This is a genomic window from Rhodanobacter sp. C01 (genome assembly GCF_002001045.1).
Taxonomy (GTDB): Bacteria; Pseudomonadota; Gammaproteobacteria; order Xanthomonadales; family Rhodanobacteraceae; genus Rhodanobacter.
This window is the reverse complement of record NZ_MUNR01000014.1, coordinates 385,778-412,266: the sequence shown is the minus strand read 5'-3', so window position 1 is coordinate 412,266 and position 26,489 is coordinate 385,778. Positions and strand designations below refer to the sequence as shown.

At 64.9% G+C, this 26,489-nt stretch carries 28 protein-coding genes and 3 tRNA genes; 12 read left to right on the top strand and 19 right to left on the bottom strand.

Annotation, left to right across the window (positions count from 1 at the left end):
• Window positions 1-18 precede the first annotated feature (18 nt).
• The 11 genes from B0E50_RS15990 to B0E50_RS15940 all read right to left on the bottom strand — a co-directional run bounded on the left by B0E50_RS15990 (window position 19) and on the right by B0E50_RS15940 (window position 8,628).
• A tRNA-Gly gene (locus B0E50_RS15990) sits at window positions 19-92 on the bottom strand.
• Between the two features lie 18 nt (window positions 93-110).
• A tRNA-Tyr gene (locus tag B0E50_RS15985) sits at window positions 111-196 on the bottom strand.
• 93 nt (window positions 197-289) lie between these two features.
• A complete protein-coding gene (locus tag B0E50_RS15980; protein WP_077442323.1) occupies window positions 290-778 on the bottom strand; it encodes an acyl-CoA thioesterase in 489 nt (162 codons plus the stop codon).
• A gap of 275 nt (window positions 779-1,053) precedes the next feature.
• On the bottom strand, window positions 1,054-2,142 hold the full coding sequence (ychF, locus tag B0E50_RS15975; protein ID WP_077442322.1) for a redox-regulated ATPase YchF: 1,089 nt from the start codon (window positions 2,140-2,142) through the stop codon (window positions 1,054-1,056).
• A gap of 73 nt (window positions 2,143-2,215) precedes the next feature.
• Window positions 2,216-2,803 (bottom strand): aminoacyl-tRNA hydrolase, encoded by a 588-nt coding sequence (gene pth / locus B0E50_RS15970; RefSeq protein ID WP_077442321.1) that lies wholly within the window; start codon window positions 2,801-2,803, stop codon window positions 2,216-2,218.
• A gap of 54 nt (window positions 2,804-2,857) precedes the next feature.
• Window positions 2,858-3,529, bottom strand: coding sequence for a 50S ribosomal protein L25/general stress protein Ctc (locus B0E50_RS15965; RefSeq protein WP_077442320.1), 672 nt, complete (start codon window positions 3,527-3,529; stop codon window positions 2,858-2,860).
• A gap of 145 nt (window positions 3,530-3,674) precedes the next feature.
• The gene (locus B0E50_RS15960; RefSeq protein ID WP_174575057.1) at window positions 3,675-4,616 is read right to left on the bottom strand and encodes a ribose-phosphate diphosphokinase; all 942 of its coding nucleotides are present in this window, start codon (window positions 4,614-4,616) and stop codon (window positions 3,675-3,677) included.
• A 51-nt stretch (window positions 4,617-4,667) separates the two neighbouring features.
• A tRNA-Gln gene (locus B0E50_RS15955) sits at window positions 4,668-4,744 on the bottom strand.
• An 89-nt stretch (window positions 4,745-4,833) separates the two neighbouring features.
• The gene (ispE, locus tag B0E50_RS15950; RefSeq protein ID WP_077442319.1) at window positions 4,834-6,210 is read right to left on the bottom strand and encodes a 4-(cytidine 5'-diphospho)-2-C-methyl-D-erythritol kinase; all 1,377 of its coding nucleotides are present in this window, start codon (window positions 6,208-6,210) and stop codon (window positions 4,834-4,836) included.
• 10 nt (window positions 6,211-6,220) lie between these two features.
• Window positions 6,221-6,832 carry a lipoprotein insertase outer membrane protein LolB gene (lolB, locus tag B0E50_RS15945; RefSeq protein WP_077442318.1) on the bottom strand — a complete coding sequence of 204 codons (612 nt, stop codon included), beginning with the start codon at window positions 6,830-6,832 and terminating at the stop codon, window positions 6,221-6,223.
• Entirely contained in the window at window positions 6,829-8,628 is a 1,800-nt protein-coding gene (locus B0E50_RS15940) for a tetratricopeptide repeat protein (protein ID WP_077442317.1), read from the bottom strand. Before B0E50_RS15940 ends, lolB begins: the two co-directional genes overlap by 4 nt.
• Window positions 8,629-8,681: 53 nt before the next feature.
• Between B0E50_RS15940 and hemA the strand changes: the two genes are divergently transcribed.
• From hemA to ppk2, 4 genes are all read left to right on the top strand, one after another.
• Window positions 8,682-9,992 (top strand): glutamyl-tRNA reductase, encoded by a 1,311-nt coding sequence (gene hemA, locus B0E50_RS15935; RefSeq protein ID WP_077442316.1) that lies wholly within the window; start codon window positions 8,682-8,684, stop codon window positions 9,990-9,992.
• A 94-nt stretch (window positions 9,993-10,086) separates the two neighbouring features.
• Window positions 10,087-11,166 (top strand): peptide chain release factor 1, encoded by a 1,080-nt coding sequence (gene prfA / locus B0E50_RS15930; protein WP_077442315.1) that lies wholly within the window; start codon window positions 10,087-10,089, stop codon window positions 11,164-11,166.
• Between the two features lie 37 nt (window positions 11,167-11,203).
• A complete protein-coding gene (locus tag B0E50_RS15925) occupies window positions 11,204-13,306 on the top strand; it encodes a tetratricopeptide repeat protein (protein WP_077442314.1) in 2,103 nt (700 codons plus the stop codon).
• A 16-nt stretch (window positions 13,307-13,322) separates the two neighbouring features.
• Complete coding sequence (gene ppk2, locus B0E50_RS15920; RefSeq protein ID WP_077442313.1) at window positions 13,323-14,096, top strand: polyphosphate kinase 2; 774 nt, start codon at window positions 13,323-13,325, stop codon at window positions 14,094-14,096.
• Between the two features lie 48 nt (window positions 14,097-14,144).
• Here ppk2 and B0E50_RS15915 read toward each other — a convergent pair whose 3' ends face one another.
• The 3 genes from B0E50_RS15915 to B0E50_RS15905 are packed head-to-tail and all read right to left on the bottom strand — an operon-like array spanning window position 14,145 to window position 16,160.
• On the bottom strand, window positions 14,145-14,411 hold the full coding sequence (locus B0E50_RS15915) for an acylphosphatase (RefSeq protein WP_077442312.1): 267 nt from the start codon (window positions 14,409-14,411) through the stop codon (window positions 14,145-14,147).
• Window positions 14,412-14,424: 13 nt separating this feature from the next.
• Window positions 14,425-14,898, bottom strand: coding sequence for a TlpA disulfide reductase family protein (locus B0E50_RS15910; RefSeq protein ID WP_077442311.1), 474 nt, complete (start codon window positions 14,896-14,898; stop codon window positions 14,425-14,427).
• Window positions 14,895-16,160 (bottom strand): YihY family inner membrane protein, encoded by a 1,266-nt coding sequence (locus tag B0E50_RS15905; RefSeq protein WP_077442310.1) that lies wholly within the window; start codon window positions 16,158-16,160, stop codon window positions 14,895-14,897. Before B0E50_RS15905 ends, B0E50_RS15910 begins: the two co-directional genes overlap by 4 nt.
• A gap of 95 nt (window positions 16,161-16,255) precedes the next feature.
• On the opposite strand from B0E50_RS15905, the gene wrbA reads away from it, so the two are divergent.
• Entirely contained in the window at window positions 16,256-16,852 is a 597-nt protein-coding gene (wrbA, locus tag B0E50_RS15900) for an NAD(P)H:quinone oxidoreductase (RefSeq protein WP_077442309.1), read from the top strand.
• Window positions 16,849-17,202: a DUF2069 domain-containing protein gene (locus B0E50_RS15895; protein WP_077442308.1), complete on the top strand. Its 354-nt coding sequence runs from the start codon at window positions 16,849-16,851 to the stop codon at window positions 17,200-17,202. Before wrbA ends, B0E50_RS15895 begins: the two co-directional genes overlap by 4 nt.
• A gap of 55 nt (window positions 17,203-17,257) precedes the next feature.
• On the opposite strand, the gene B0E50_RS15890 is transcribed toward B0E50_RS15895, so the two are convergent.
• Window positions 17,258-18,043 (bottom strand): thioesterase family protein, encoded by a 786-nt coding sequence (locus B0E50_RS15890; RefSeq protein ID WP_077442307.1) that lies wholly within the window; start codon window positions 18,041-18,043, stop codon window positions 17,258-17,260.
• A gap of 102 nt (window positions 18,044-18,145) precedes the next feature.
• Here B0E50_RS15890 and B0E50_RS15885 point away from each other — a divergent pair, with 102 nt between their 5' ends.
• Together B0E50_RS15885 and B0E50_RS15880 are read left to right on the top strand one after the other, a co-directional pair.
• Window positions 18,146-19,786, top strand: coding sequence for an acyl-CoA dehydrogenase family protein (locus B0E50_RS15885; protein ID WP_077442647.1), 1,641 nt, complete (start codon window positions 18,146-18,148; stop codon window positions 19,784-19,786).
• Window positions 19,787-19,890: 104 nt separating this feature from the next.
• Window positions 19,891-20,382: an asparaginase domain-containing protein gene (locus B0E50_RS15880; RefSeq protein WP_077442306.1), complete on the top strand. Its 492-nt coding sequence runs from the start codon at window positions 19,891-19,893 to the stop codon at window positions 20,380-20,382.
• A gap of 60 nt (window positions 20,383-20,442) precedes the next feature.
• On the opposite strand, the gene sufT is transcribed toward B0E50_RS15880, so the two are convergent.
• The gene (gene sufT, locus B0E50_RS15875; RefSeq protein WP_077442305.1) at window positions 20,443-21,000 is read right to left on the bottom strand and encodes a putative Fe-S cluster assembly protein SufT; all 558 of its coding nucleotides are present in this window, start codon (window positions 20,998-21,000) and stop codon (window positions 20,443-20,445) included.
• Between the two features lie 225 nt (window positions 21,001-21,225).
• Between sufT and B0E50_RS15870 the strand changes: the two genes are divergently transcribed.
• A complete protein-coding gene (locus tag B0E50_RS15870; protein ID WP_077442304.1) occupies window positions 21,226-21,678 on the top strand; it encodes a hypothetical protein in 453 nt (150 codons plus the stop codon).
• Between the two features lies 1 nt (window position 21,679).
• Here B0E50_RS15870 and B0E50_RS15865 read toward each other — a convergent pair whose 3' ends face one another.
• Both B0E50_RS15865 and B0E50_RS15860 read right to left on the bottom strand, forming a co-directional pair.
• Window positions 21,680-23,161 carry an NAD(P)(+) transhydrogenase (Re/Si-specific) subunit beta gene (locus B0E50_RS15865; RefSeq protein WP_077442303.1) on the bottom strand — a complete coding sequence of 494 codons (1,482 nt, stop codon included), beginning with the start codon at window positions 23,159-23,161 and terminating at the stop codon, window positions 21,680-21,682.
• Window positions 23,161-23,466, bottom strand: coding sequence for an NAD(P) transhydrogenase subunit alpha (locus B0E50_RS15860; RefSeq protein ID WP_077442302.1), 306 nt, complete (start codon window positions 23,464-23,466; stop codon window positions 23,161-23,163). The genes B0E50_RS15865 and B0E50_RS15860 overlap by 1 nt, the downstream gene beginning before the upstream one ends.
• Before the next feature lie 149 nt (window positions 23,467-23,615).
• Here B0E50_RS15860 and B0E50_RS15855 point away from each other — a divergent pair, with 149 nt between their 5' ends.
• The 3 genes from B0E50_RS15855 to B0E50_RS15845 are packed head-to-tail and all read left to right on the top strand — an operon-like array spanning window position 23,616 to window position 25,201.
• A complete protein-coding gene (locus B0E50_RS15855) occupies window positions 23,616-24,200 on the top strand; it encodes an RNA polymerase sigma factor (RefSeq protein ID WP_077442646.1) in 585 nt (194 codons plus the stop codon).
• Window positions 24,197-24,613, top strand: a complete 417-nt coding sequence (locus B0E50_RS15850; RefSeq protein WP_077442301.1) for a hypothetical protein — start codon at window positions 24,197-24,199, stop codon at window positions 24,611-24,613. The genes B0E50_RS15855 and B0E50_RS15850 overlap by 4 nt, the downstream gene beginning before the upstream one ends.
• A gap of 3 nt (window positions 24,614-24,616) precedes the next feature.
• Window positions 24,617-25,201 (top strand): DUF3106 domain-containing protein, encoded by a 585-nt coding sequence (locus B0E50_RS15845; protein ID WP_077442300.1) that lies wholly within the window; start codon window positions 24,617-24,619, stop codon window positions 25,199-25,201.
• A gap of 51 nt (window positions 25,202-25,252) precedes the next feature.
• Here B0E50_RS15845 and B0E50_RS15840 read toward each other — a convergent pair whose 3' ends face one another.
• Entirely contained in the window at window positions 25,253-26,353 is a 1,101-nt protein-coding gene (locus B0E50_RS15840; RefSeq protein WP_077442299.1) for an NAD(P) transhydrogenase subunit alpha, read from the bottom strand.
• Window positions 26,354-26,489 lie beyond the last annotated feature (136 nt).

Genomic DNA, 26,489 nt, shown 5'->3' with positions numbered 1-26,489 from the left:
CTGGCACTTGCAGCGCAATGGAGCGGAAGGCGGGAATCGAACCCGCGTAATCAGTTTGGAAAACTGATGTTCTACCATTGAACTACTCCCGCCCGGCGCGGAACTCTTGCTGGTGGAGGGAGGTGGATTCGAACCACCGAAGGCGTAAGCCAGCAGATTTACAGTCTGCCCCCGTTGGCCGCTTGGGTATCCCTCCAACAAAGAACGCGTATTGTGTGGATCGGGCCCCAAACTGTCAACACCTAACGACGTCAAATCGGCAGGTCGGAGTGAATTTCCGGCACCCATTTCAGCCCAATGATGCGGCGCGCAGGTCGACCAGCTTCTCCATTCCCTTGGACAGCTCAAGCAACTGTTTCGCCTGCGCCTGCAGTTGCCGCTCGCCGTCGTCGCGTGGCTCCCAGTGCGGCACCGGGGTGGGCTTGCCGTCCGGACGGTCCAGCGCCACGAACACCATCACGCAACTGGTGGCCAGCCGATGCTCGTCATTGCGCAGATCGCGCGCCAGCACGTCGACCGCCATGTGCATGCTGCTGGTGCCGGTATGGATCAGCCGCGCACGTACCGTGACCAGATCGCCGATCAGGATCGGCGCCACGAACTGGATGCCGCTGACCGAGGCAGTAACGCAATACGCCCCGCTCCAGCCCACCGCACAGGCATAGCCGGCCTGGTCGATCCACTTCATCACCATGCCGCCATGCACCTTGCCACCAAAATTGACGTCGGTGGGCTCGGCGAGAAACCGAAAGGTCACTTCGCTCTGCTGACCTGGCATGTGGACTCCGGCGGATTCATCAGGATGGAACCGTCATTATGCCCGCTTGCGCCACGTTGACGGCAGGAAAACTTCCAGCCGCGCCCGAGACCAACCCATGTGCCGATCCAGGGTGCCAGCGACGCGTGCATCGCCAGCATCGACGCGCAAACGCGTAATCCGGGCCGAGGCAAGTCATTTCTTGTTGCAAGTTTCCAGTTCCTGCAAGTCTGGTCGGGATTTCCATGAAAAAGCCCCGTCATGGCGGGGCTTTCGGACATCTCGCTTGAAAGTGCTCAGACGTTGAACAGGAAGTGCAGCACGTCACCATCCTTGACGATGTAATCCTTGCCTTCCTTGCGCAGCCGGCCCGCCGCGCCAGCACCGGCTTCGCCCTTGTACTGGATGAAGTCGTCGTAGCTGATCGTCTCGGCGCGGATGAAGCCGCGCTCGAAGTCGGTATGGATCACGCCAGCAGCCTGCGGCCCGGTGAAGCCGCGCTTGATCGTCCAGGCGCGCACTTCCTTGACGCCCGCGGTGAAGTAGGTCTGCAGGTCGAGCAGCTTGTAGCCGGCGCGGATCACCCGGTTCAGGCCCGGTTCGTCGAGACCCATGTCCTTCAGGAACTCGTCGCGGTCGGCGTCTTCCAGCTGCGCCATTTCCTCTTCGATCGCAGCGCACACCGGTACCACCTCGGCGCCCTCGGTGACAGCGCGGGCGCGCACCGCGTCAAGCAGCGGATTGTTCTCGAAACCATCGTCGGCGACGTTGGCGATGTACATCAGCGGCTTCAGGGTGAGCAGGAACAGGTCGCGCACCAGCGCCCTTTCCTCCTCGTCGAGACCGAGGCTGCGCGCGGACTTGCCCTCGTTGAGACCGGCCGACAGTTTCTGCAGCACTGGCTTCCTGGCCAGCGCCTCCTTGTCGTTCGCCTTGGCTGCACGCTCGGCGCGGTTCAGCGCCTTGTCCACCGACTCAAGGTCAGCAAGCGCCAGTTCGGTGTCGATCGTCTCGATGTCGGCGATCGGGTCGATCTTGCCGGCGACATGGATCACGTCGCCCTCGAAGCAGCGCACCACATGGGCAATCGCATCCACCTCGCGGATATGCGCCAGGAATTTGTTGCCCAGCCCCTCGCCCTTCGACGCACCGGCCACCAGGCCGGCGATGTCGACGAACTCCACCGCGGTCGGAATCACCTTCTGCGGATTGACGATGGCGGCCAGCGCGCCGAGGCGCGGATCCGGCACAGGCACCACGCCGACGTTCGGCTCGATCGTGCAGAACGGGAAGTTCGCCGCGGCGATGCCTGCCTTGGTCAGCGCATTGAACAGGGTGGACTTGCCGACGTTAGGCAGACCGACGATGCCGCATTTGATGCCCATGGCTTTGAATCCGGAAAATATAGCGTGAGTGGAAAATCGGAACAGCAGTGCGGGCTCAACGACTCCCGCAGTCCTATTCCCGACTTCCCGTCGTGTGCAGCTGCTGCATCGCCTTGTCGAACTGGCCAGCCACCGCCAGCGGCAGCACGTCCAGTGCGCGCGCAATGCCGTCGAGGATCGCGCCCTCGTCCTGCGCGGATGGGCGACCGAGCACCCACGGCGTGACCTGATCGCGATGGCCGGGATGGCCAATGCCCATGCGCAGGCGATGGAACTTGCCATGACCCAGATGCGCCATGGTGTCGCGCAGGCCGTTCTGACCGCCGTGGCCGCCGTCGAACTTCATCCGCACGGTACCGGCCGGCAGGTCCAGATCGTCATGCGCGATAAGGCATTCATCCGGTTCGATCTTGTAATAGCGCAGCGCCGAAACCACGGCGATGCCGCTCTTGTTCATGAAAGTGGCCGGCTTGAGCAGCCATACCGGTTCGCCGCCGATGCGCACCTTGCAGGTTTCGCCGTGCAATTTGCCGTCGAAACCGAAGCGCTCGCCCTGCCCGCTGGCCAATGCATCCACAAACCAGAACCCGGCGTTGTGCCGGGTTCTGAGATATTCGGCACCGGGATTGCCCAGCCCGACAATGAGTCGCAAACCAGCCATGCGGACAAGCAGCAGTGGCGGCCCGCACTCGGTGGGAGCGCGGGCCGTCGCGGCTTACTTCTTGTCGTCCTTCTTGGCCGGCGCGGCTGCCGGAGCAGCAGCTGCCGGAGCAGCCTCACCCTCGGCCGGAGCAGCATCGACTTCTTCCTGCACGGTGTTCGCCGTAACCACGGCAATGTCGTGGCTCTCACCCAGGTGCAGGGCAACGATCTCGACGTTCGCCGGCAGCTTCAGCTGCGACAGGTGGACGATGTCGCCCGGCTTCAGATCAGCCAGATCCAGCTCGATGAACTCGGGCAGATCCTTCGGCAGGCAGGAGATTTCCACTTCCGTCAGGTTGTGCGAGATCACCACGCCGGAGGTCTTGCCGGCAGCCGATTTCTCCTGGTTCAGGAAGTGCAGCGGCACGCTGACGCGGATCGCCTCGTTCTCGTTCACGCGCAGGAAGTCCATGTGCATCATCAGCTGCTTGAACGGATGCTTCTGCCAGTCGCGCACCAACACCTTCTGCACGCTGCCATCGACGTTCAGGTCGAGCACCGAGGAGAAGAACCACTCGTGCTTGGCGGCGAGCAGGATGGTGTTGTGCTCGATCTGGATGCTCTGCGGAGCCTGACCGGCACCGTAGACAACGGCAGGCACGAAGCTCGCATGACGCAGGCGGCGGCTCGCACCTTTCCCCTCGTCCTTGCGGCTCTGCGCCTTGATTTCATGAGTCTTGATCATTTCAGTACTGCCTTAGGTTGGTAGTAACCGCTTCGCAGCGGTCGAATGACTTTCCCGCGACCAGAAAAGTCCGTTACTTCCACGCAGCATCCATGCCGCGAAAAGCTGAACATCAAAACCGCCCGTCCTGGGCGGACTTTCAAAATCAATCCACGTACAGCGAACTCACCGACTCGCCGAAGGCGATCCGGCGAATGGTTTCCGCCAGCAGCTCGGCGACGGACAGCTGGCGGATTTTCGCACAGGCCAACGCTTCCGGACGCAGCGGCAAGGTGTTGGTGACCACCAGCTGGTCGAGCTGGGAGCCTTCGATATTGCTGATCGCCGCGCCCGACAGCACCGGGTGCACGCAGTAGGCGACCACCTTGCGTGCGCCGCGTTCCTTCAGCGCCGCCGCTGCCGCACACAACGTACCGGCGGTGTCGACGATGTCGTCGACCATCACGCAGGTCTTGCCGTCCACGTCACCGATGATGTTCATCACGGTGGACACGTTCGCGCGCGGCCGGCGCTTGTCGATGATCGCCAGATCGGCATCATCCAGCCGCTTGGCGATCGCCCGCGCGCGCACCACGCCACCCACGTCCGGACTCACCACGATCAGGTCGTCCATGCTGTGGTTGCGCCAGATGTCGGCCAGCAACACCGGCGACGCATACACGTTGTCGACCGGAAGATCGAAGAAACCCTGGATCTGGTCGGCGTGCAGGTCGACCGTCAGCACCCGGTCGACACCGGCGGCACCGATCATCCTCGCAGCCAGCTTGGCGGTGATCGGCACGCGCGCCGAACGCGGGCGACGATCCTGCCGGGCATAACCGAAGTACGGAATCACCGCCGTGACGCTGGCGGCCGAGGCACGCTTGAGCGCATCGGTCAGCGCCAGCAGCTCGAACAGGTTGACCGCGCTCGGCGCCCCGGTCGGCTGCAGCACGAACACTTCCTGGCGGCGGACGTTTTCCTCGATCTCGATCTGTACTTCGCCGTCGCTGAACGTGCCGACCAGCGCCTTGCCGAGCGGCACGCCCAGGCGGTGGGCGACATCCTCGGCCAGAACGCGATGGGCGTTACCGGTAAACAACATCATCGGGGTGGACGTGTCCACGGTGATTTCCTCGAAACCAATGACCAGCATGAGTGGCTGGGGCGGCAGGATTCGAACCTGCGTATGCGGGAATCAAAATCCCGTGCCTTAACCAGCTTGGCGACGCCCCAGTATCTTGTTCGCTTGTACCTGTATCTGCCGACCGCTGCCATGCAACCAGCAGCTGTCGCTTTTCAGTATGCCGTCCGTATTGCCCGATTCATGCCGTGTGGCGCGCCAGTGCGTCCTGCAAGGGTGAAACATCGACACCCGCGGCGGTCCATGCCGTGAATGCGGCCGGACATTGTGCGGCTATCGCCACTGCCCGATCGAATGATTTCGCTTCCAGAAACACGCAGCCACCGCTGCCGGACAACCGCGCCTCTCCGAAGCGACCCAGCCAGTCCAGCGCAGCGGCCACCCGCGGATGCCGCGCGCGCGCCACCGGCGCGAAGGCGTTTTCCGTTGTTTCGCCTGAAGCAAAGGATGAAATTGTCGCCCGCGGAGCATTTCGTGTCAATTCAGCGGCTTGAAAAAGTGCGGCGGTAGGCACCGCTTCGTGCGGATCAAGCACCACATAATGTCGCCGCGGCAGGTCCATCGGCATGAGTCTCTCGCCGATGCCCTCGGCCCAGGCCGAGCGGCCGCGCACGAACACCGGCACGTCAGCACCCAGCTGACGCCCGAGTTCAGCCAGCACATCCTCGGTCAGATCCAGCCGCCACAGCCGGTTCAATGCCACCAGCACGGTCGCCGCATCGGAACTGCCGCCACCCAGGCCACCGCCCATCGGGATGCGCTTGTCCACTTCGATCTCGGCTCCCGCTGCGACACCCGCATGCGCCTGCAGCAGGCGCGCTGCCCGCACCACCAGATCGCTCGATTCGGGTACGCCGGGCATATCAAGGGTTCGCCTGATTTCACCGTCGTCGCGCACGCGCAAGCGAAGTTCGTCGCCCCAGTCGAGCAGGCGGAACACTGTCTGCAGCTCGTGATAGCCGTCCGGCCGGCGTCCGACAATGCGCAGGAACAGGTTCAGTTTCGCTGGTGCCGGCCATACCGTCCATTCGCCACGGCCCTGCGGTGTCAGCGGCCGGCTCATGAACACCCGCAGCTGATCGGGAAAGCCATTCTCCCGGTCGCGCTGGCGCGCAAACGCAAACGTCGGATCGTTCTTGTCGACCACCGCAAAGCCGTGTTTCACGTAAAACGGCGCATTCCACGGCACGTCGGCCAGGGTGCCCAGATCGACGCGCCGGTAACCCGCCGCACGCGCCCATTCGCAGGCATGTTCCAGCAGCGCCGCGCCGATGCCGCACCGGCCATGTTCCGGCAGCACATCGATTTCGGCGATGCCGATGCCACCGCTGCCTACATCGGTATCCAGCCAGACGAAGCCGACCGGTACGGCCGCCGCATCCAGCGCCACCCATACCAGCCCGCGGCTGATTGCCCTTTGCAGCAGCTCCGGCGGGATCGATACCGCCGCGTAGGACGCCCAGGCTGCATGTCCCCGGAACAGTTGCACGGCCGCGCGCTCGATCGCACACAGCGCATCGGCATGCCCCGGGCTCGCCCGTTCAATGGAAAACGTCATGCGCTTGGCGTCAATTGAATTGCCACGACTCGACCGACAGGCGCACCGAGTACGGTGGCTTGCCGGCGAACACCACCTTGGGCAACGGCGGCTGATGCGCCGCGTCCCACCGGCGATAGTCGACCGTCCAGCCATCCTGCTGCAGCAGCGACGGCAACCGGTCTGCGCCGAAGCTCAGTTCGGCCGGACCGCTGTCGGCACGCAGCCCGAGCACCCATGCACGCAAGTCGTGCAATGGCACGTGCCAGCCCACTGCCCGCTGCATCAGCTCCTCGGCATCGGAACCATGCAGCGGACCGCCATCCATCCCTTCGAGCAGAGCGCCATCCGGACCGCCGCTGAGGCGGAACAGACTCTTGCCGGTAATCGGTGCACGCACCACGAAGTCGTAGTGGTCACCATCCTGGGTCCAGGTGAGACTGCCGCTGCCACCGCCGCCATGGCCATCGGAAACACCGAGCTGGCCCTGGAGGGTCCAGTGGTTCGCGTCGGCAAGCTGATGTTCCCGGGCCTGTTGTTGACCCAGCAGTGCCGCATCACCCTTCACGCGCACGGTTTGCGGTACACAGGCGGCCAGCAGCAGCGGCAGGGCCACTGCGAGAATGCGTCGGGAAAATTTCATGGATTGAGCCGCTTAAGGGTATTCTGCAGGCTGCTGTTGCGCGGATCGAGCTTGCGCACCTCGTCGAAGATCCGCTGTGCATCCTGTCGATGGCCCTGCTTCCACAGCACCTCGCCCAGATGCACGCCGACATCGGCATCCTTGCCTGCCTGCCAGGCGCTGCGCAATGTCTGCGCCGCCTGGTCCAGATGACCGAGCCGGTATTGCAGCCAGCCCCAGGAATCGGCAATCGCCGGATCGGCCGGCTTGGCGGCGCGGGCAACCTGCAGAAGCTTTTCCGCCTCGGGCAGGTCGCGATCGGCATCGGCCAGGGTGAACCCGAGCGCGTTGCTGGCATCGACATCGCCCGGCTTGATCTTCAGCAGGTGCTGGAAATCCTGTACCGCCTGATCGATCTGGCCCGCCTCGGCATAGGCCAGGCCGCGGCTGTACAGCAACCCCGGGTCGTCCGGCACCACCTGCAACGCGCGGCTGAACGCCTGCTCGGCCTGCACATACTTCTGCTCGCGCAGGTACAGCTCGGCATCGACTTGATAGGCCTGGCGCAGCTGTTCGGGCTGATCGAGATAATCCATCTGCAGCTGATCGAGCAGTTGATGCGCGTCGGCCACCTTGCCCTGTGTGTGCAGGATCAGCGCGCTGCGCACGTCCGCGTCGAAGGCATGCGGATCGTCATCGCCGACCTGGCCGTACCAGCTCAGTGCCTCGGCGTCGCGATGCTGCATCTCGGCGAGCTGGCCAAGCAGGTAGGTGCTCCGTGTGCGTACATCCTCGGGTGCCTGCTGCAGTTGCTGGTACAGCGCAGCGAGCGCCTTCTCATCGTTGTTGCGCGCAGCCAGCGCCGCACGCAGGGAAAAGATGTCGGCATTCTGCGGGCCATGCTCGAGCACCTTCGCGGCGCCGGCGTAGTCGCCGGCCTGGCTGAGCATGCTGGCGTAGGTCAGGCGCAACTGGGCATTCTGCGGCGCCTTGACGAGCGCCTTCTGCAACAGCGCGCGCGCGCCATCGTGATCACCGTCGTTGAACTTCATCTGCGCCGCCCAGGCGTAGGTTTCGACACTCTTGAAACGTTGCATCGCCGCTTCGGCGATCTGCATGGCGTAGGCATGCCGGCCGAACTTGTCGCCCAGTTCGCTCATCGCCAGCCATGCCTGGGCATCGGCAGGCAGTCGCTGCGGCGTGGCCAGGGTTTCCAGCAGGCGGGCCGCCTGGGCTTGATCGCGGGCACCTACCAGCACGCGGCCAAACTGCCGCCATGCATCCTTGTCACCGCTGCCGATCAGCAATTCCAGCTGTCGACGCGCCTCGTCGGCATCGCCGTGATCCAGTGCCAATTCGGCGCGCGCCTCGGCCATCGCCGCCGGCTTCGCGCCCAGCGCCTGCCAGCGGCCGATTGCGCGTTGCGCAGCGTCGCTGTCATGCACGGCGATCGCCAGTCTGGCCGCACGCTCGGCCACCTGCGGATCGTTGCTCAGCAACATCGCCTTGTTGTAGTAGCCGGAGGCCGCCTTGAGGTCGGTGCGGCCCAGCGCCATCTCACCAGCCAGCAGTTGCGCCAGTACATCGTGGTCGGCATCCGGAGTGGCCACGACCAGTCGCGCCAACGGCTGCGCCGAGGCTGCACCAGTCTGTGCCTGGCGCGAAGGCGCGCTGGCGCACGCAACCAGACCCAGCGCGAGCGCCGTGACTGCCGTAAAATGCCGCAGTTGCTTGAACTTGGCCGCACTGCTCCGCACACTACTCTCCAATCTGTTCGCCTGTTTTGGCGCCGCCGACCACCGTATCGGTCGCTTCATCAAGCTTAGCCTACGCCGCCGACTACTGCCGCCGGGATGTTCCTTCTCACGCCATGCCGCTGATCGCCCTCGGGCTCAATCACCTCACCGCGCCGGTCAGCCTGCGCGAACAAGTGGCGTTCGATGCGGATGCCGCAGGCACTGCCTTGCACGAACTGACCAGCGAGCCCGGCGTCGAGGAGGCAATGATCCTCTCTACCTGCAATCGCACCGAGCTTTACGTCGGAGTGAGCGCCGGTGCCGAGAACATCCCGCAAGCGTGGCTCAGCCGTCACCACCATCTGACCCCTGGCAAGCTGGACGAGTTCCTGTACCGGCACGACGAACAGGATGCCGTGCGCCACATGTTCCGCGTCGCCACCGGACTGGATTCGATGGTGTTGGGCGAGCCGCAGATCCTCGGCCAGGTGAAGGATGCCTACCAGCAGGCACGCGAGGCGCAGGCGCTGAAGGCGCCACTGGACCGCCTGCTGCAACACACCTTTGCGGTCGCCAAGCGCGTGCGCACGGATACCCGCATCGGTGCGCACACGGTCTCGGTCGCATATACCGCGGTACGACTGGCCGAGCAGGTGTTCGCCGACATCCAGCAGGCCTGCGTCCTGCTGATCGGCGCCGGCGACACGATCGAACTGGCCGCGCGGCACCTGGCGGAGAAGCAGGCACGCCGGCTGATCGTCGCCAACCGCACGCCGGAAGCCGCGCAGGAACTGGCCGGCCGTTACGGCGGCTATGCCATCGCACTGGCCGACCTGCCCCAGCATCTGGCCGAAGCCGACATCGTGATCTCATCGACCGCTGCGCGGCAGCCGATCGTCACCCGCAGCATGGTCGAACAGGCCATGGCGACGCGCCGGCGCAAGCCGATGTTCATGGTCGACATCGCTGTACCGCGTGACATCGAGGCCGCCGTCGGCGAGCTGCCCGACGTATACCTGTATGGCATCGACGACCTGCGTCAGGTGATCGACGACAACCGCCGTTTGCGCGCAGTCGCTGCCAACGAAGCCGAGGCGATCATCAACCTGCAAGTGGATCGCTACATGGCCTGGCGCCGCGCGCTCACCCTGAAGAATCCCGCACTCGACATGCGCCAGCACGCGGAGATCTACCGCGACGAGGTGCTGGACAAGGCCCGTTCAATGATCGCGCGCGGCAAGCCGGCGGATGAGGCGCTGGCGTTCCTCGCCAACACGCTGACCAACAAGCTGCTGCACCACCCCAGCGCCCGCCTGCGCGAGGCCGCCCTGAGCGGTGACCTCGACCTGCTGCATGCCGCCGGTCGGTTGTACGGGCTGGATGAAGAACCTGGATCGAGAGACGAGACACGCGACTGGGACAGGTCCCCAAACGGGGACAAATAGCGAGAGCGGCTGGCTGCCGCCGCTCACTCCACGTCGTCCACAACGATGAAGGCTACAGGCCTCATTCCGTCCCTCGCCATCCAGTCCTGCCGCCATGACCCCATCGATCCGCCGCAAGCTCGAAGCACTGGCCGAGCGCCACGAGGAAATCGGCCTGCTGCTGTCGCAGCCCGATGTGCTTGCCGACAACACCCGCTTTCGCGAACTCTCGCAGGAGTATGCCCAGCTCGAACCGATTGCCGCCTCGCTGCGCGAACACGATCAGGCCGAGCGCGAGCTGGCCGAAACACGCGCCATGCTCGACGACCCCGAGCTGCGCGAGATGGCCGCCGACGACGTGCACCAGCTGGAGCAGCGCCTGCTCGACCTGGATGGCGAACTGCAGTTGCTGCTGTTGCCGAAGGATCCACGCGACGAGGCGAATCTCTATCTCGAAGTGCGCGCGGGCACCGGTGGCGACGAGGCGGCGATCTTCGCCGGCGACCTGTTCCGCATGTACCTGCGCTACGCGGAAAGCCGCCGCTGGCACGTCGAGGTGCTCAGCGAGCACGCAGGCGAGCATGGCGGCTACAAGGAAATCGTCGCCCGCGTCGAGGGCAAGGGTGCGTATTCAAAGTTGAAGTTCGAATCCGGCACCCATCGCGTGCAACGCGTGCCGGAAACCGAATCGCAGGGGCGCATCCACACCTCGGCCGCGACCGTGGCGATCCTTCCGGAGCTGGATGAAATCGACGAGATCGAGATCAATCCCGCGGACCTGAAGACCGATACCTTCCGCGCCTCCGGTGCCGGCGGCCAGCACGTCAACAAGACCGACTCGGCGATCCGCATCACCCACCTGCCTACCGGCACCGTGGTGGAATGCCAGGAAGAGCGCAGCCAGCACAAGAACCGCGCCCGCGCGATGAGCCTGCTCAAGGCACGCCTGCTCGACGAGGCACAGGGCAAACAGGCCGCCGCGCAGGCACAGGAACGCCGCCTGCAAGTCGGCTCAGGCGACCGCAGCCAGCGCATCCGCACCTACAATTTCCCGCAGGGCCGGGTCACCGATCATCGCATCAATCTCACCCTGTACCGACTGCCCGACGTGCTGCAGGGTGATCTTGCAGAGCTGATCGACACGCTCACCCGCGAACACCAGGCGGACGAACTCAAATCCCTCGCCGCCACGTGAGATTGGCAGGCACCACAACGTCGGTTAGTTTCTGCAGATGAATACCACCTTTCCCCGGGGAATCGACGCCGTACTGAACCAGCTGATCGAGCTGCTGCAGCACGATGCCAATGCCGATGCCGTAGTTCTTGCCGTCCAGGCACGCGCGCAATTCCCGCACGACCACGAACTGGCTCGCCTGCACGGTATCGCCCTGCTTCGCTCGGGGCTCCGCAATGAAGCACTGGCTATCCTGAAGCAGGCAGAGGAGCTGTCACCGGACAGCATTGAAGTGCAATGCAACCTGGCCAGCATCGAAGTAGGAAACGATGACGCCGACGCCGCGATCGAACGCCTGCGCGCTGCGCTGCGCCGCGCACCCGGCCACCCCGCGGTTCTGCACGGTCTGGGCATCGCGCTGATGGCCGCCGCGCGCCATGCGCAGGCACGCGAATCCTTCGCGATGGCCACGCATGGCATGTCGGAGCACCCCGGGCTGCGCCTGAACCTCGCGGCGGCGGAACTCGAGCTGGGCCACGCGGAACAAGTAGAGGTACATGTACACGAAGCCCTGCAGCTGATGCCGTCGTTCGATGCTGCCTATGCCATGCTTGGTCGTGTGCGATACGCACAAGGTCGCCCGCGCGATGCCGCACAAGCGTGGCTGCAGGCCGAAAAGCTGGCACCGGCAAACGCCGAATATCCCTGCCAGACTGGTCTCATGCTGGATGAGGCTGGCGACCTTGCTGACGCCACCGATGCCTATGCACGTGCGCTCGCTCTGGACTCCCGCTCTGGCGTGGCCCTGAGCCGACTGCAGTTCGCCAGGCGCCGCCTGTGCGACTGGCGTGGGCTGGATGAATCAAGCAGACGCCTGCAGGACGCCGTAACGGAACAATGGCCCGGCATCAGCCCTTTCCATTTTCTCGCCGAGGATGCGGACGCCGCTGCACAACGGCTCTGCGCCACCACGTTCGCCGCAATGATCGAGAAGCAGATGGCGCCATTGCGCCGACAGCTGGCCATCAGCCATGCCACGCCGTCGCCGGAAACGCCGATCCGCGTGGGTTTCGTCGCCGATGGCTTCGGCGAACACGCCGTCGGCCGGCAGGTGGTGGCGCTGCTCGAAGCGATGAGTGGCAGCGGACTGGAGCTGCACCTGTTCGCCACCACACCCGATGACGGTGACCGTATCCGCCAGCGGCTTGGCGCAGCAGCCACGCTGCGCGATGTCTCTACGCTCAATCATGCCGGGACTGCGCTGTGCATCCACGAAACCGGCATCGAGATCCTGTTCGACCTCAACGGCTACCGCGGCAAGGACAACTCCAGACTGTTCGCATTGCGCCCGGCGCCGATACAGGTGAACTGGCTGGGTTATCCCGGTACATCCGGAGCACCATGGATGGACTACCTGTTGGCAGACGCGGTGGTGCTGCCTGACGAGCTGCGTGCCCACGTCAGCGAAAAACTGCTGAGGCTGCCGCGCTGCTACCAGCCGAACGACACCACCCGCGTTCTCGCGCCAACGCCTTCACGCACCGATTGCGGGTTACCCGAAAGCGGCACAGTGTTCGCCTGCTTCAACAGCAGTTACAGACTCAATCCGGCCGCATTCGCGCGCATGATGCTGATCCTGCAGCAGGTGCCCGACAGCATCCTGTGGCTGCTGGCCGATCCGGAAAGCGTCGAAGATCGCCTGCGCGCTGCCGCCAGTGCACTCGACATCGCTCCGCAGCGACTGATCTTCATGCCACGCCTGCCCCACGCCGATTATCTGGCGCGCTATGCCCACGTCGACTTGTTCCTCGACACACTGCCGTACGGTGCCCACACCACGGCGTCCGATGCGTTGTGGGCGGGTTGCCCATTGCTCACCTGCAGCGGCAGTACGTTCCCGGGCCGCGTCGCCGCCAGCCTGCTGCATCATCTCGGCCTGCCGGAACTGGTGACCAGCGACGAAGACGCCTTCATTGCCATGGCCACGCACCTGGGCAACAACCACGAGGCACTCGTCACCTTGCGCAGGCATCTGACCCGGCAACATGCACACGGCTCGCCATTCGACATGCAGGACTTCGCTGCGGACTTTCAACGCGCGGCAAGGGCCATGAGCGCCCGTTACCGCATCGGCCGTCCGCCAGCCGATATCGACTTCTGAACCGGAGAGGGTTGCCATGCCCAAGCAGGACAAGCACTACCGCAAGGCGATGGATGAGCTGCAACTGGAACTGGTGCGATTGCAGTATTTCCTGAAAAGCAGCGGCAAGCGACTGCTGGTGATCTTCGAAGGACGCGACACCGCCGGCAAGGGCGGCACCATCAAGCACATCACCGAAGTGCTGGATACACGCAGCTATCGCATCGTCGCGCTTGGAAAGCCCAGCGAGGAAGAAACCACACAGTGGTACTTCCAGCGTTACGTGGCGCACCTGCCGTCGGCCGGCGAATTCGCACTGTTCGACCGCAGCTGGTACAACCGCGCCGTGGTGGAACCGGCAATGGGTTTCTGCAGCACGGCCCAGTACAAGGCCTTTCTCGATAGTGTGCCTGCGTTCGAGAAACTGCTCACCGACGACGGCATCATCCTGCTCAAGTACTGGCTTGCGGTGGATCAGGCCGAGCAGGAGGAGCGCTTCAGCGAGCGTGCCAACAACCCGCTCAAGCGCTGGAAACTGTCGCCGGTGGATATGGCAGCACGGCAGAAATATGCCGAGATCGGCAAGCTGCGCGACACGATGATCAGGCGCACGCACAGCAAGACCGCACCGTGGTTCGTGGTCGATTTCAACGACCAGAAGCGGGGCCGGATCAACCTGATCCGGCATCTGTTGCAACAACTGCCGCTGCAGGATCAGCCGATCGCCAAGGTGAAGCTGCCCGCACTCAAGGGAAAACCACTGCTCGAGCACGTCACCCACAAGGCGCTGTGGGTGCCGGATACGTTGTAAGAGCCCGTTCGCAGGCTGCAGGCTTCCTGCACAGCGAGCTGCTTGCGCTCAACCGGTGTGGAACCCGCGCAGCTCCTGCTCCGGCAGATCTTCGCGATTTACGGCTTCCACCTGGGCTGCCGGCGGCCCTCGCCGCAGCCAGCGTTCCAGGGTATCCAGCGCATCCGCCGACCCGCTGGCCAGTACTTCGACGCGGCCATCCGGCAGATTCCGCGCATGGCCGGCCACTACCAGGACCAATGCCTGCTCACGGGTGCTGGCGCGATAGAACACACCCTGCACGCGGCCGCTGACGATGAACCGTGCCGTCGGCATCAACGCATGCTCATCACGGCTGACTGATGGCCGCACTCAGCGAGGCGGCAGTGACCGGACCGACGAACGGCTTGGCCACCCTGCCGTCGGGACGGATCAGATACGTCGTGGGCAGACCGCGCGGCTCGTCGAAATCCTGCGGCGGCTTGTCCAGCGTGACCTGGGCGATCGGATACACCACCGGATGCTTGGCGACGAAGGCCTTGATATCGGCCAGCTCGCTGTCGTCGTACGCCAATCCGATCGCGGTGACGTTCTTGTGGGTGGCGACGAAATGCGAGATGTCCGGCATCTCCTTGATGCACGGCACGCACCAGGTCGCCCAGAAATTGACGATCACCCACTTGCCGCGCTGCGCAGCAAGGTCGAAGGTCTTGCCGTCCAGCGTGGTGATCTTGAGCGAAGGCTGCACCGGCATCGCGGCATGCGCAGGCGCTGCAAGAGCCAGCACGAAGGCCAGCGCGGTGAACGGTTTCAACAGGGTCATGCCGTTTCCTCGGATTCTATGGTTGTCGGTGCCGGAAACGCCCGGTGTAATCGCATGCCCAACTGGGCGCGCAATGTCTCGGCGGCCCGGGCAAGCAGGTCGATCAGTTCGGCAGGAAGATCAAGGCCCAGCTGCGTCGCTTCCTCGACAGGCTGCAGCGGCAGACGATAACCGGCATGGGCGTAGACGCGCAGCAGATCGGTACTGTCGAGACTGCGGCAGAGCAGCCAGCCGCAGCCCTCGCCACGCCGGATCAGCTCGGCACGCTGCAGGTCATCGAAGCAGGCAGCAATCAGACTGCTGCGTAGATAGGGTTCGCGCACGCGCACGACCGACGGATCGACGCTGGTGCCAGCGCGCTGGGCTTCGACGAAGTGCCGCAGTACCACCATCAGGCCGAGGAATTCCGACCCTTCCTGCAGAGTACGGTTCGGCGCCTGGTATTCGAAGGAGGAAATCGACGCGGCGATCGAGGCGCCAAGGATCACGATGATCCACGACAGGTAGATCCACAGCAGGAAGATCGGCAACGCCGCCAATGCACCGTAGATCTGCTGGTAGGTATGTGCGCTGTGCACGAACCAGCGAAAGCCCCAGCGCGCGAACTCGAACAACACCGCACCGAGCAGCGCGCCGATCGTGGCGTCACGCTTCGACACGCGCCGATTCGGCACCACCACATACAACAGCCACAAGGTGACGAAGGTGACCACGAACGGCAGCACGCGCAGCAGGCGCCCGCCCAGGCCGAGCTGCACCGTCGTGCCCTGCAGCAACGGCAGCGCCGTGATGTAGGAACTCACCGCGAGTCCACCAACCACCAGGATCGGCCCCAGTGTCAGCGCTGCCCAATACAGCAGCAGGCGCGAAACCCAGCCTCGTGCGCGCTGCACGCGCCAGATCCGGTTCATCCGGTCCTCGATGCTGACCATCATCGAGATGGCGCTGAACAGCATCACCAGGATGCTGATGCCGGTCAGCCCGCTGGCATTGCTGGCGAATACCTTCAGTGCCTCCTGGATATGGTGGCCGGCGGCCGGCACGAAGCTGCGGAACACGAAATCAAGCAAGGTATCGCGCGCACTCTCGAATACCGGAAACACCGAGAACATCGCCAGCGCCGCCACCATCAGCGGCACCAGCGAGACCAGGGTGGTGTACGACAGCGCGCCAGCCGTCTCGAAGCACTTGTCGTCGACGAAGCGCTGCCACAGGAACCGGCTGAAGCTCGATGTGCGATCGCGGTCGTAACGCAAGGCCATGAATATCCCTCGTGGATCGCCGCCGTGCAGATGGCGGGCAATATCGGCGGCATCACTCGTTACACTAGCGCATCGCCACTGAACGCCCCAAATGCATGGACATCCTCGTTCTGTACTACAGCCGCAGCGGTCATACCGCCCAGATGGCGCGCCTGATCGCCCGTGGCATCGAGGAAGTGCCCGGCATGCGTGCACGCCTGCGCCAGGTGCCACCGGTGGCGCCGGTGACTGAAGTGGCGCAACCGCCCGAGCCAGAGGATGGTGCCCCGTACGTGCAGAAACAGGACCTGCTTGACTGCGCCGGATTGGCGATGGGTAGCCCCACCCGCTTCGGCAACATGGCTGCACCGCTGAAATATTTCCTCGACTCGACCGGCGCCGAATGGGCCAGCGGCGCGCTGGTCGGCAAGCCAGCCGTCCTGTTCACTTCCACCAGCACCATGCACGGCGGCCAGGAATCCACCCTGCTGACAATGGCATTGCCGCTGCTGCATCACGGCATGCTGCTGCTCGGCGTGCCGTATACCGAGCCGGCTCTGACCACTACGCAGAGCGGCGGCACGCCGTACGGCGCCAGCCATGTCGCCGGCGCCAAGGGCGACAACCCGATCAGCGAACACGAACGCGAGCTGGCGCGTGCATTGGGGCGCCGGCTGGCTGACACTGCACGCAAACTGGCAGCCGGCGCATGAGTGCACGCGCTGCCCTGCCAACGGAACAACGCGTGGGGCTGCTTGCCTGGATCGCACTGGTCGTGCTGCAACTGGTCTGGCACCTGTGGCTGTTTCCACCGCAGCAGATGCCGCTATCGCTGGTGCTGGCGATCACGGTGATTCCACTGCTGCTGCCTTTGCTGGCGATCCGCGACCCGCGCCGCGCCCTGCTGTGGGTCGGCATCCTCAGCCTGTTCTACTTCTGCCACGGCATCGCCGAAGGCTGGAGTTCGTCCAGCGAACGCTGGCTGGCCCTGGTCGAGATCGTGCTGACCTTGCTTCTGATCGGAACGCTCGGTGCTGGCGTGAAGCGCAAACAGCGCAGTTAGCCTGCTGCCGTAGCGGCAAAGCTAAAGTCCCTTGCGCACCGTCATCCGGCTGCCTTCACCCAAAAACCACCATGCTCTGCCGACTCAAGGCTACGGGCTCACCGTGCGGCCCCCACAGCATCACGCTCTGATTGGTGTAGCCGTCGCGCGCGGCGATCAATTGGGCGTCGACACGCCAGTCATCCATGCCCAGATCGTCGTAACGGTCACGCAGCAGCTCGATCATCCAGGTGAGCGAACTGCCAGGGGTTGGCACGCCGAACATCGACAGTGCGATCGGCGGAATAAAGTCGGCGAAGGCGAGCACATGGGTTTCGTCGGGCTGGCCGTCATCGCGCAGGGAAAGTTGCAGCACGCTGTCGCGCTGGTGGCCGCCGCTGAATGGCAGGTCGCCACGCAGCCAGCGCGCGCCGAAGTGCTGGGTGAAGGCAGGCATCTGGCCTACGACATAGCGCAGCTCCTTCGATGTCGCGGCCACGATGGGCGGTTGCTCAGGCTGGAAGGCAAGCGCCGAAGGACGCGCGCTGCCGAATACGCCCACCAGACGACACAACGTCTGTTCGCCATCGCACAGGCTTGCCTCGACCTGGATCGCACTGCGGCCTTCGCGCAGACGTTGCGCGCGAATGGCCACGCTGCCGGGCGGCACCGGCGCGATGAAAGTCACCTGCAGGGTGCGCAGCGGCATGTCCGCCGGCACCAGTTCACGCATTGCGCGCAGGGCGAGTGCCGCCTGCAGTCCGCCAAACGCGCTGCGTCCCTGCAGCCAGTCCTCGCTTACCCTGGCTTGCCAGTGATTGCCGTGGCGCGTCACCGTCTGCATCGCTTCGGAGAATCGCATCGTTCGTCCTGCACTGATCGGATAGCCTGCGATGATGCCAGCGCGACGAGCCGAATGCGCGCGTGTCTATACTCGACACCTTGAATCTGGATGGAGATCGCCATGGCCTTCCTGCAGGATCCACCACAATTGCCTCACCCCTATCGCGGTGACCGGTCGCTGCTGGCCTTGCTGGACCGTGCACTTCCTGCCGGGCGCCGCGCGGCGCTGAATGCCGATCTCGAAGCGCTGGGTGATTACGCACAGATGGCATGGCGCCGGGCGTGCACGACGACGCGGCGCAAACCGTTGCTGACGCAATGGGATGCCTGGGGGCAGCGCGTCGACCGGATCGAGTTGACTACCGCATGGCAGGAAGGCCCGCAGCTCACCACGCGGCATGCCGTACTCGCTGCCGGTCACGGCGGCAGCGAGCATGCGCGACTGGAAGAATTTTCCCGCGTGTATCTGTATCACCTGGCCAGCGAGTTCTACACCTGCCCGCTGGCGATGACCGATGGCGCCACCACCGCGATCAGGGCGTCCGGCAATCGCGAGCTGATCGATCGAGCGCTGCCGCATTTCCTCAGCCGCGACGCGGCGACCTTCTGGCTCAGCGGCCAGTGGATGACCGAGAACACCGGCGGCTCCGACGTGGGCAGCACCGAAACCACGGCACGGCAGGATGCCAGTGGCCAATGGCGACTGTTCGGCCGCAAGTGGTTCAGCTCGGCGGTGGTCGGCGAGGCTGCATTGGCGCTGGCACGGCCTGAAGGCGCAGGAGCCGGCACCGCCGCGCTGGCGCTGTTCTATGTCGAGACGATGGACGGCGAACAACGCAAGCCGGAGCTGGTGATCGACCGCCTGAAGGACAAGCTCGGCACGCACGAGCTGCCCACCGCGGAAATCCATCTGGACGGTCTGCCCGCATGGCCACTGGGCGAACTCGCCCACGGCGTGCGCCAGGTGGCACCGATGCTCAATGTCACGCGCACCTGGAACGCGATCTGTGCGATCGCCAGCATGGCGCGCGCGATCAGCCTGGCACGCGATTACGCCACGCGCCGACAGGCGTTTGGCCGTCCGTTGATCGATCAGCCATTGCACGCACAGACACTGGCCGACATGCAGGCCGAGTTCGAGGGTGCGTTTGCGCTGGCTTTCGAGGTCGCCCACCTGCTCGGCCGGGTCGAGCATGGCGCCGCCGCACCGCATGAAGCCGCATTGCTGCGTCTACTCACGCCGCTGGCCAAGCTGTGGACCGGCAAGCTGGCGGTGAAGTTGTGCTCGGAAGCGCTGGAGTGCTTCGGCGGCGCCGGCTACATCGAGGACACCGGCCTGCCGCAGCTGCTGCGCGATGCGCAGGTGTATGCGATCTGGGAAGGCACCACCAACGTGCTGTCGCTGGACAGCCTGCGCGCGCTGGCAGGCGACGGCCTCGGCGCGCTGCGCACGGCCAGTGCCAGCTGGCTGGACGGCAACGATGACATGCATGCGGCGGCCACGATCCGGCAGACGCTCGATGCCGCGACACGCTGGCTCGATCAACATGCAGCCGCGCGCGACACGCTCGAAGCGGGCGCGCGGGCCCTCGCCATCACCCTGGCCCGCTGTGCCGCAGCTGCCCTGCTGGCGCGGCAGGCCACCTGGTCCAACCCGCATGGCGACCGGCGACCGGCTGCCGCATTGCGCCGCTTCATCAGCCACGGCCTCGACCGGCTGGTCACCCCCGAGACGGACAACAGCACCTTGCTGCTCAGCTAGCAGGGGCGCCTTGGGCGCGCTGCATCCCGCAAACAAGGGGCGGCGCAACCCGTGTCATGGCTGCACAGGCTAAAATGCCGCGACTTCCTCCACGGCCCATCGACATGCAGCATCTGACCATCGTCACCACCGGCGGCACCATCGACAAGATCTACTTCGACGACAAGTCGGACTACAAGATCGGCGCACCGCAGATCGGCGAGATCCTCGGCCAGCTCGGTGTGGCGTTCCAGTTCGACGTGATCCCGATCCTGCGCAAGGACAGCCTGCACATGGCCGCCGAGGATCGCGCGCTGGTACGTTCCACGATCGAGGCACAGCCGCATCGCCATGTGCTGGTCACCCACGGCACCGACACGATGGTCGATACCGCGCGCGAACTGGCGAACATCAAGGGCAAGGTGATCGTGCTGACCGGCGCACTGAACCCGGCGCGTTTCCAGGGCTCCGACGCGGTGTTCAACATCGGCTGCGCCGTGGCCGCAGTGCAAACGCTGCCTGATGGCGTCTACATCACCATGAACGGTCGCGTGTGGGATCCGGCCAAGGTGCGCAAGAACCGCGACGCCAACCGCTTCGAGGAAGCGGCTGGCTGAGAACTATCGCAAGACTGTCCCCTCACCCTGGCCCCCTCCCCGACGGGGAGAGGACGAAACTCACAGCATGCCGGTTTCCAGCTTGGCCGCGTCGGACATCATCGAGTGGCTCCATGGCGGATCGAACACCAGATCCACGTCCGCTTCGGTGACCGTGGGAATCATCTCCAGCTTGGTGCGCGCATCGTCCACCAGGATGTCGCCCATGCCGCAGCCAGGTGCGGTCAGCGTCAGCTTCACGTAGACCTTGCGCTCGCCCGTGGCAGTCTGTTCCAGGCTCAGGTCGTAGACCAGCCCCAGCTCGACCACATTGACCGGGATCTCCGGATCGAACACGGTGCGCAACTGGTCCCACGCGAGTTTTTCCACATCCGCGTCGGTGGCATCGGCAGCAACCTCGATCGGCGCAGGCGGCTCCTTGCCCAGCGCATCGGCATCCTTGCCGGCGATGCGGAACAGGTTGCCCTCCACGTATACGGTGAAACTGCCACCCAAGGCCTGGGTGATGTAGCCGATCTGGCCAGCCGGCAGGCTCACCACGTCACCCTGCGGCACCATCACAGCCGCGCAATCACGCAACAGGGTGAAGGGTTCACTGCTCAGACTGAAACCACTCATGCCACTCGCCAATCCCGTATCTGCGGATGCGACCATGCGTCGAACCCAGGTTGTCTATTATGCCGCCCGTTGGACGGCCCTGCCTGTCCCAGATCAGGCCGGAACCTCTGAACACAAGGGTTCACGGCAACGGCACTCGGCTGCTGCGGACCGCCAGCACGCTATGATGGCCGCTTTGCCCATGGACAAACGCATGTTTCCAGCTGTCTTGCCGTACGGTTACCGATGAGCCCGCGCGCCGTGTTGCTGTTTGTGTTCGCCCTGTTCAGTACCGCCATGCTTGGGCTCGCCGCCGGCGCAATCTGGATGGTCGTGACGCTGTATCTCGGCCATCCGCTGCCGTGGCTGGCACTGCTGATCGGTGCCCTGCTGGCATGGGCGATACGTCATGGCGTGCGTCGACCAGGTACTGCCGCCGCCGTGCTGGCAGCTCTGGCCACCGCGTTGGCAGCGGTCTACGTCAACATGCTGATCGCTGCCGTGCAGATTGCCGGCAACATGGGCATGGGCCTGATCGACGCGCTGCGCACGGCCGGTTTCGGCATGTTGTGGCAACTGGCGCGACTGGCGCTGGTACGGGCCGATCTCGTCTGGACGGGACTGGCCATGTTGCTGGCGGCATGGCTGGCGTGGCGGCCAGCAGGCAAGCGCGCCCGCACCATCAACGCTGATCGATAGGTCAGGTGTCGAGCGTCTTAATTTCCGTCACCAGCTGGCCAGCTGCGGCCTGACCATCACCATAGAGCATGCGGGTGTTGTCCGCATAGAACAGCGCATTCTCGATACCGGCGAAACCGGTGCCCTTGCCGCGCTTGACCACGATCACGTGTCTGGCCGCGCTTACGTCGAGGATCGGCATGCCGTAGATCGGTGAGGCCGGATCGGTCTTCGCCAGCGGGTTGACCACATCGTTGGCACCGATCACCAGCGCCACGTCGGTGGTCGGGAACTCGGGATTGATGTCGTCCATGTCGGCAATCAGGTCGTACGGCACGCCGGCCTCGGCCAGCAGCACGTTCATGTGGCCGGGCATGCGACCGGCCACCGGATGGATCGCGAACTTCACCTTCACCCCGCGCTCGATCAGCAGCTTGGCGAATTCCCACACCTTGTGCTGTGCCTGCGCCACCGCCATGCCGTAGCCGGGCACGATCACCACGCGCTCGGCGTAGGCCATCATCACCGCCGCATCGCTGGCCTCGATCGGTTTCTGGCTGCCGCCGATTTCCTGCGCTGCCGCGCCTGCCGCCGCGCCAAAGCTGCCGAACAGCACATTGCCGATCGAACGGTTCATCGCCTTCGCCATCAACTGGGTCAGCAAGGTGCCCGCTGCGCCGACCACGGTGCCGGCGATGATCATCGCCTCGTTGCCCAGCACGAAGCCCTCGAACGCCACCGCCAGGCCGGTGAAGGCGTTGTACAGCGAGATCACCACCGGCATGTCGGCGCCACCGATCGGCAAGGTCATCATCAGCCCGAACAGCAGTGCCAGCGCAAAGAACGCCACGATCAGCACCAGACTGGCGTGACCGCTGGCCAGCGCGATGCCCGCCACTACTGCGGCCGCCAGCAACAGCATGTTGACCATGCGCTGCCCGGGAAACACGAAGCGCTTGTCCAACCAGCCCTGCAACTTGGCGAACGCGATCAGCGAGCCGGAAAAACTCACCGCGCCGATCAGCGCGCCCAGCACGCCCAGCAACAGTTCGATCGGCGACAGCACCGCGACCGTCGGTATCGGGGGCAGCGCGTTGATCGCCCAGCTTTCCGGACGCAGCGGTGACGTGTCCGGGATGCCCGGCGGATGCAGCAGCGCCAGCTTGCGCACGTAGCCGATCAGCTCGACCGCACCGATCGCCGCCGCCGCCCCGCCGCCCATGCCGTTGTACAGCGCCACCATCTGCGGCATCGCGGTCATCGCCACGCGCCGACCGCTCCACCAGGCCGCACTGACACCGATCAACACCGCCGCGACAATCAATGAAAGGTGGTGCATGTCCGGCAGGAAGAACGTGGCAAGCACCGCCAGCAGCATGCCGTAGCCCGCCCAGACGATGCCGCCGCGCGCCGTGCGTGGCGAACTCATGCGTTTCAGGCCCAGGATGAACAGCAGGGCAGCGAGGAAGTAACAGGCCTTGATGAGGTCCGGCAGCCAGCTCATCACCTGCTCCCCTTGCCGGTGTCCGGCTTGCTGGACTTGAACATCTCCAGCATCCGCTCGGTCACCACGTAACCGCCGGCTGCGTTGCCTGCCCCCAGCAGCACGCCGATGAAGCCGATCGCGATCTCGAACGGGGTTTCGGCGTGGCCTAGCGCGATCATCGCCCCAACCAGCACAATACCGTGCACGAAGTTGGAACCGGACATCAACGGCGTATGCAGGATCACCGGCACCCGCGCAATGATTTCATAGCCGGTAAATGCGGCCAGCATGAAGATATACAGCGCCAGGAAACCGTCGATCATGACCCCACCCCTATGAGAGCTGCCCGCCAGGACGTTGTGTTTGCATCATACGGGTGCCAGTCAACCCGTGCGAGTCTGCCGCGTTGAACACGGGAACCGAACCGATGGAGCCCCAGGATGCGTCAATTGACGATGCGGACGCGGCAGCCATGAACAGCGTGGCCGGCACGCTCGAAGCGGAACTGTTCAGCGACACCCGCGAAACGCCCGCCACGCTGGACGCATTCCTGGCCCAGGTGGAGCGCCGTGCGTTCCGCATGGCCGAAATGCAGCTGCGCCAGCGCGAGGACGCCATGGACGCCGTGCAGGACGCCATGCTGCGACTGGTCAAGCATTACCGCGAGCGACCCGCTATGGAGTGGCCCCCGCTGTTCTGGGGCATCCTGCGCCGACGCATCGTCGATCTGCAGCGCCGTCGCAAGGTGCGCTCGATCGTGGTGGGCTGGCTCGGCGGCGGCCATGATGACAACGGCGACGAGCTGCCCACCTGGGAGCCTGCAGATCATGGCCCCGGTCCGCTCGACCGCCTGCAGGACGCGCAGTCCTATGCGGACATGGCTGTCGCGGTGAAGCAGTTGCCGCAACGCCAGCGCGAGGCATTCATGTTGCGCATGCTGGAAGGGCTGGACGTGGCGGAGACCGCGCAGGCCATGGGCTGCTCCGAAGGCAGCGTGAAAACCCATCTGTCACGCGCCATGCATCATCTGCGCGATCAACTGGAGGACTGGCGATGACCTCGTCCGATAAAGAACGGCCGGACAACCGGCAACACAAGGCACTCGAACAGCGCGCCCGCGAGCTTTATCACGAAGCCGCACAGCGCATCGACCCGGTCACTGCCGGCCGCTTGCGCGCAGCCCGAAGGGAGGTGTTGGCCGTCGCACAGGCACCGCAACGCCACACGGCCCGCTGGCTGATTCCGACTGGCGCATTCGCGGCCATCGCGCTGGCCGCGCTGATGGTGTGGCAACCGTTGCCACGCCACTCGGTGAGTCATGCACCGCAAATGGCCACTGCGGCCGACCAGAACGCCGACCTTGACAACGAGTTGCCGCCCGACGCCGACAAGACCGACCCGAACCTCTACCAGAACCTCGACTTCTACGGCTGGCTGGCCGCCAACGACAGCCAGCCGGCAAACCGCTGAGCCATGATCCGACACCCTCATTCAAGCCTGCTCCTGCTGTTCGCTGCACTGCTCGGCGGCATCCTTGCCACCCCGCTGCGCGCGCAGGACATGCCGCCTCCCCCGCCGCCGCGTGGCGACATGCCACCTCCGCCGCCGCGCCCGTGGAGCAGTCTCGATCCCGCACAACGCGAAATGCTTGCACCGCTGCGGCAGCAATGGAACACGCTGCCGCCACGGCGGCAGGCACGCATGCTGGAGAAGGCCGAACACTGGGTCACCCTGCCGCCGGACGAACGCGAGCAGATTCGCGAACGCATCGCCAACTGGCAGCAGATGACTCCGGAACAGCGCCGGCAGGCACGAGCCAACGAACTCAAGTTCCACGAACTTTCGCCCGAGCAGCGCAAACAGTTGCACGCCACCTTCGAGCGCTTCCAGCAATTGCCGCCGCAACAACGCGAGAGGCTCATGCGGGAATGGCAGGACCTGCCACCGGCGCAACGCGAGCGCTGGATGCATCAACCCGGCCATGCCGGCCTGCCGCCTCCACCACCCGGTGATCATCCGCCAGGGCCTAGGTCACCCTCGCCATCTGACGGCATCTGACTCAAGCAACCACCCCGCCTTGCGCGGGGTGGTTCGTTTCATGCCAGGCGTTCAGCCGTCGAAACGGGCCTCACCTGCGTGGCTCAGGCAACTCTTCGCGACCAGTTCGTCATTGAAATCCGGCTGAAGCGTACCGTCGCCAACCAGCAACTCGACGAAATTGAAGACATTGCGCGCGTACATCTCCGACGCATGCAAGGGTGCGCCGGCCGGCAGGTTGAGCGGACCTAGAATCACCACGCCGCCATGCTCGACCCGCTGGCCCGGCTGGGTCAGCTCGCAATTGCCACCGCCTTCGGCAGCCAGATCGACGATCAGCGCGCCCGGCTTCATGCCTTCCACCATCGCGGCGCTGAGGATTTTTGGTGCCGGCCGTCCGGGCACTGCCGCCGTGGTGACGATGACGTCGATCGACTTCAGATGCTCGGCCAGCGCCTGCTGCTGCGCCGCACGCTCTTCCGCCGACAGCTCGCGTGCATAACCACCGCTGCCGGCCGCACTGACACCGAGCTCGAGAAACTTCGCGCCAAGCGATTCGACCTGTTCGCGTGTCTCCGGACGCACGTCGTAGCCTTCGGTCTGCGCACCGAGCCGGCGTGCGGTGGCAATCGCCTGCAACCCGGCCACGCCGGCGCCGATCACCAGCACCTTCGATGGCCGAATCGTGCCAGCCGCCGTGGTCAGCATCGGGAAAAACTTCGGCGAGGCCTCGGCGGCGATCAGCATGGCGCGGTAACCGGCCACGGCCGCCTGCGAGCTCAATACGTCCATCGCCTGTGCACGGGTGGTACGCGGCAGCAGCTCCAGCGAAAACGCCGTCAGCTTGCGTGCGGCCAGTACGGCCACTCGCCCGGCCGCGCCATACGGACGCAGCTGACCGACCACCACGCTGCCCTCGCGCAAGCCGGCAAACACCGCATCGTCCGGCGGCAGCACGCAAGCCAGCAGGTCGGCCTGCGCCAGCACGCCGGCAACATCGGCAAACTCGACCTCCGCATAGCTGCTGTCGGGAAACCCGGCGGCCCGGCCTGCGTCGTGTTCCAGCAGCACGCGCAATCCCTTGCCGCGCAGCTTCTTCGCCATCTCCGGCGTGATCGCCACGCGCCGTTCCCCGGCAGCGGTCTCGCGCAAAGCGGCAACGGTGATCGGCATGGTCAATCCCCTCGACAATGGTTCGGACATCTTAGCGGCACTTGGCCAGCACTTGGGACCGGCAGGCTTTGATTCGGTCGAGGCCAGAAGAGTAAGCTGGCCCGCCGGCTCACGCGGCTCATGCCGTCCGGGGTCA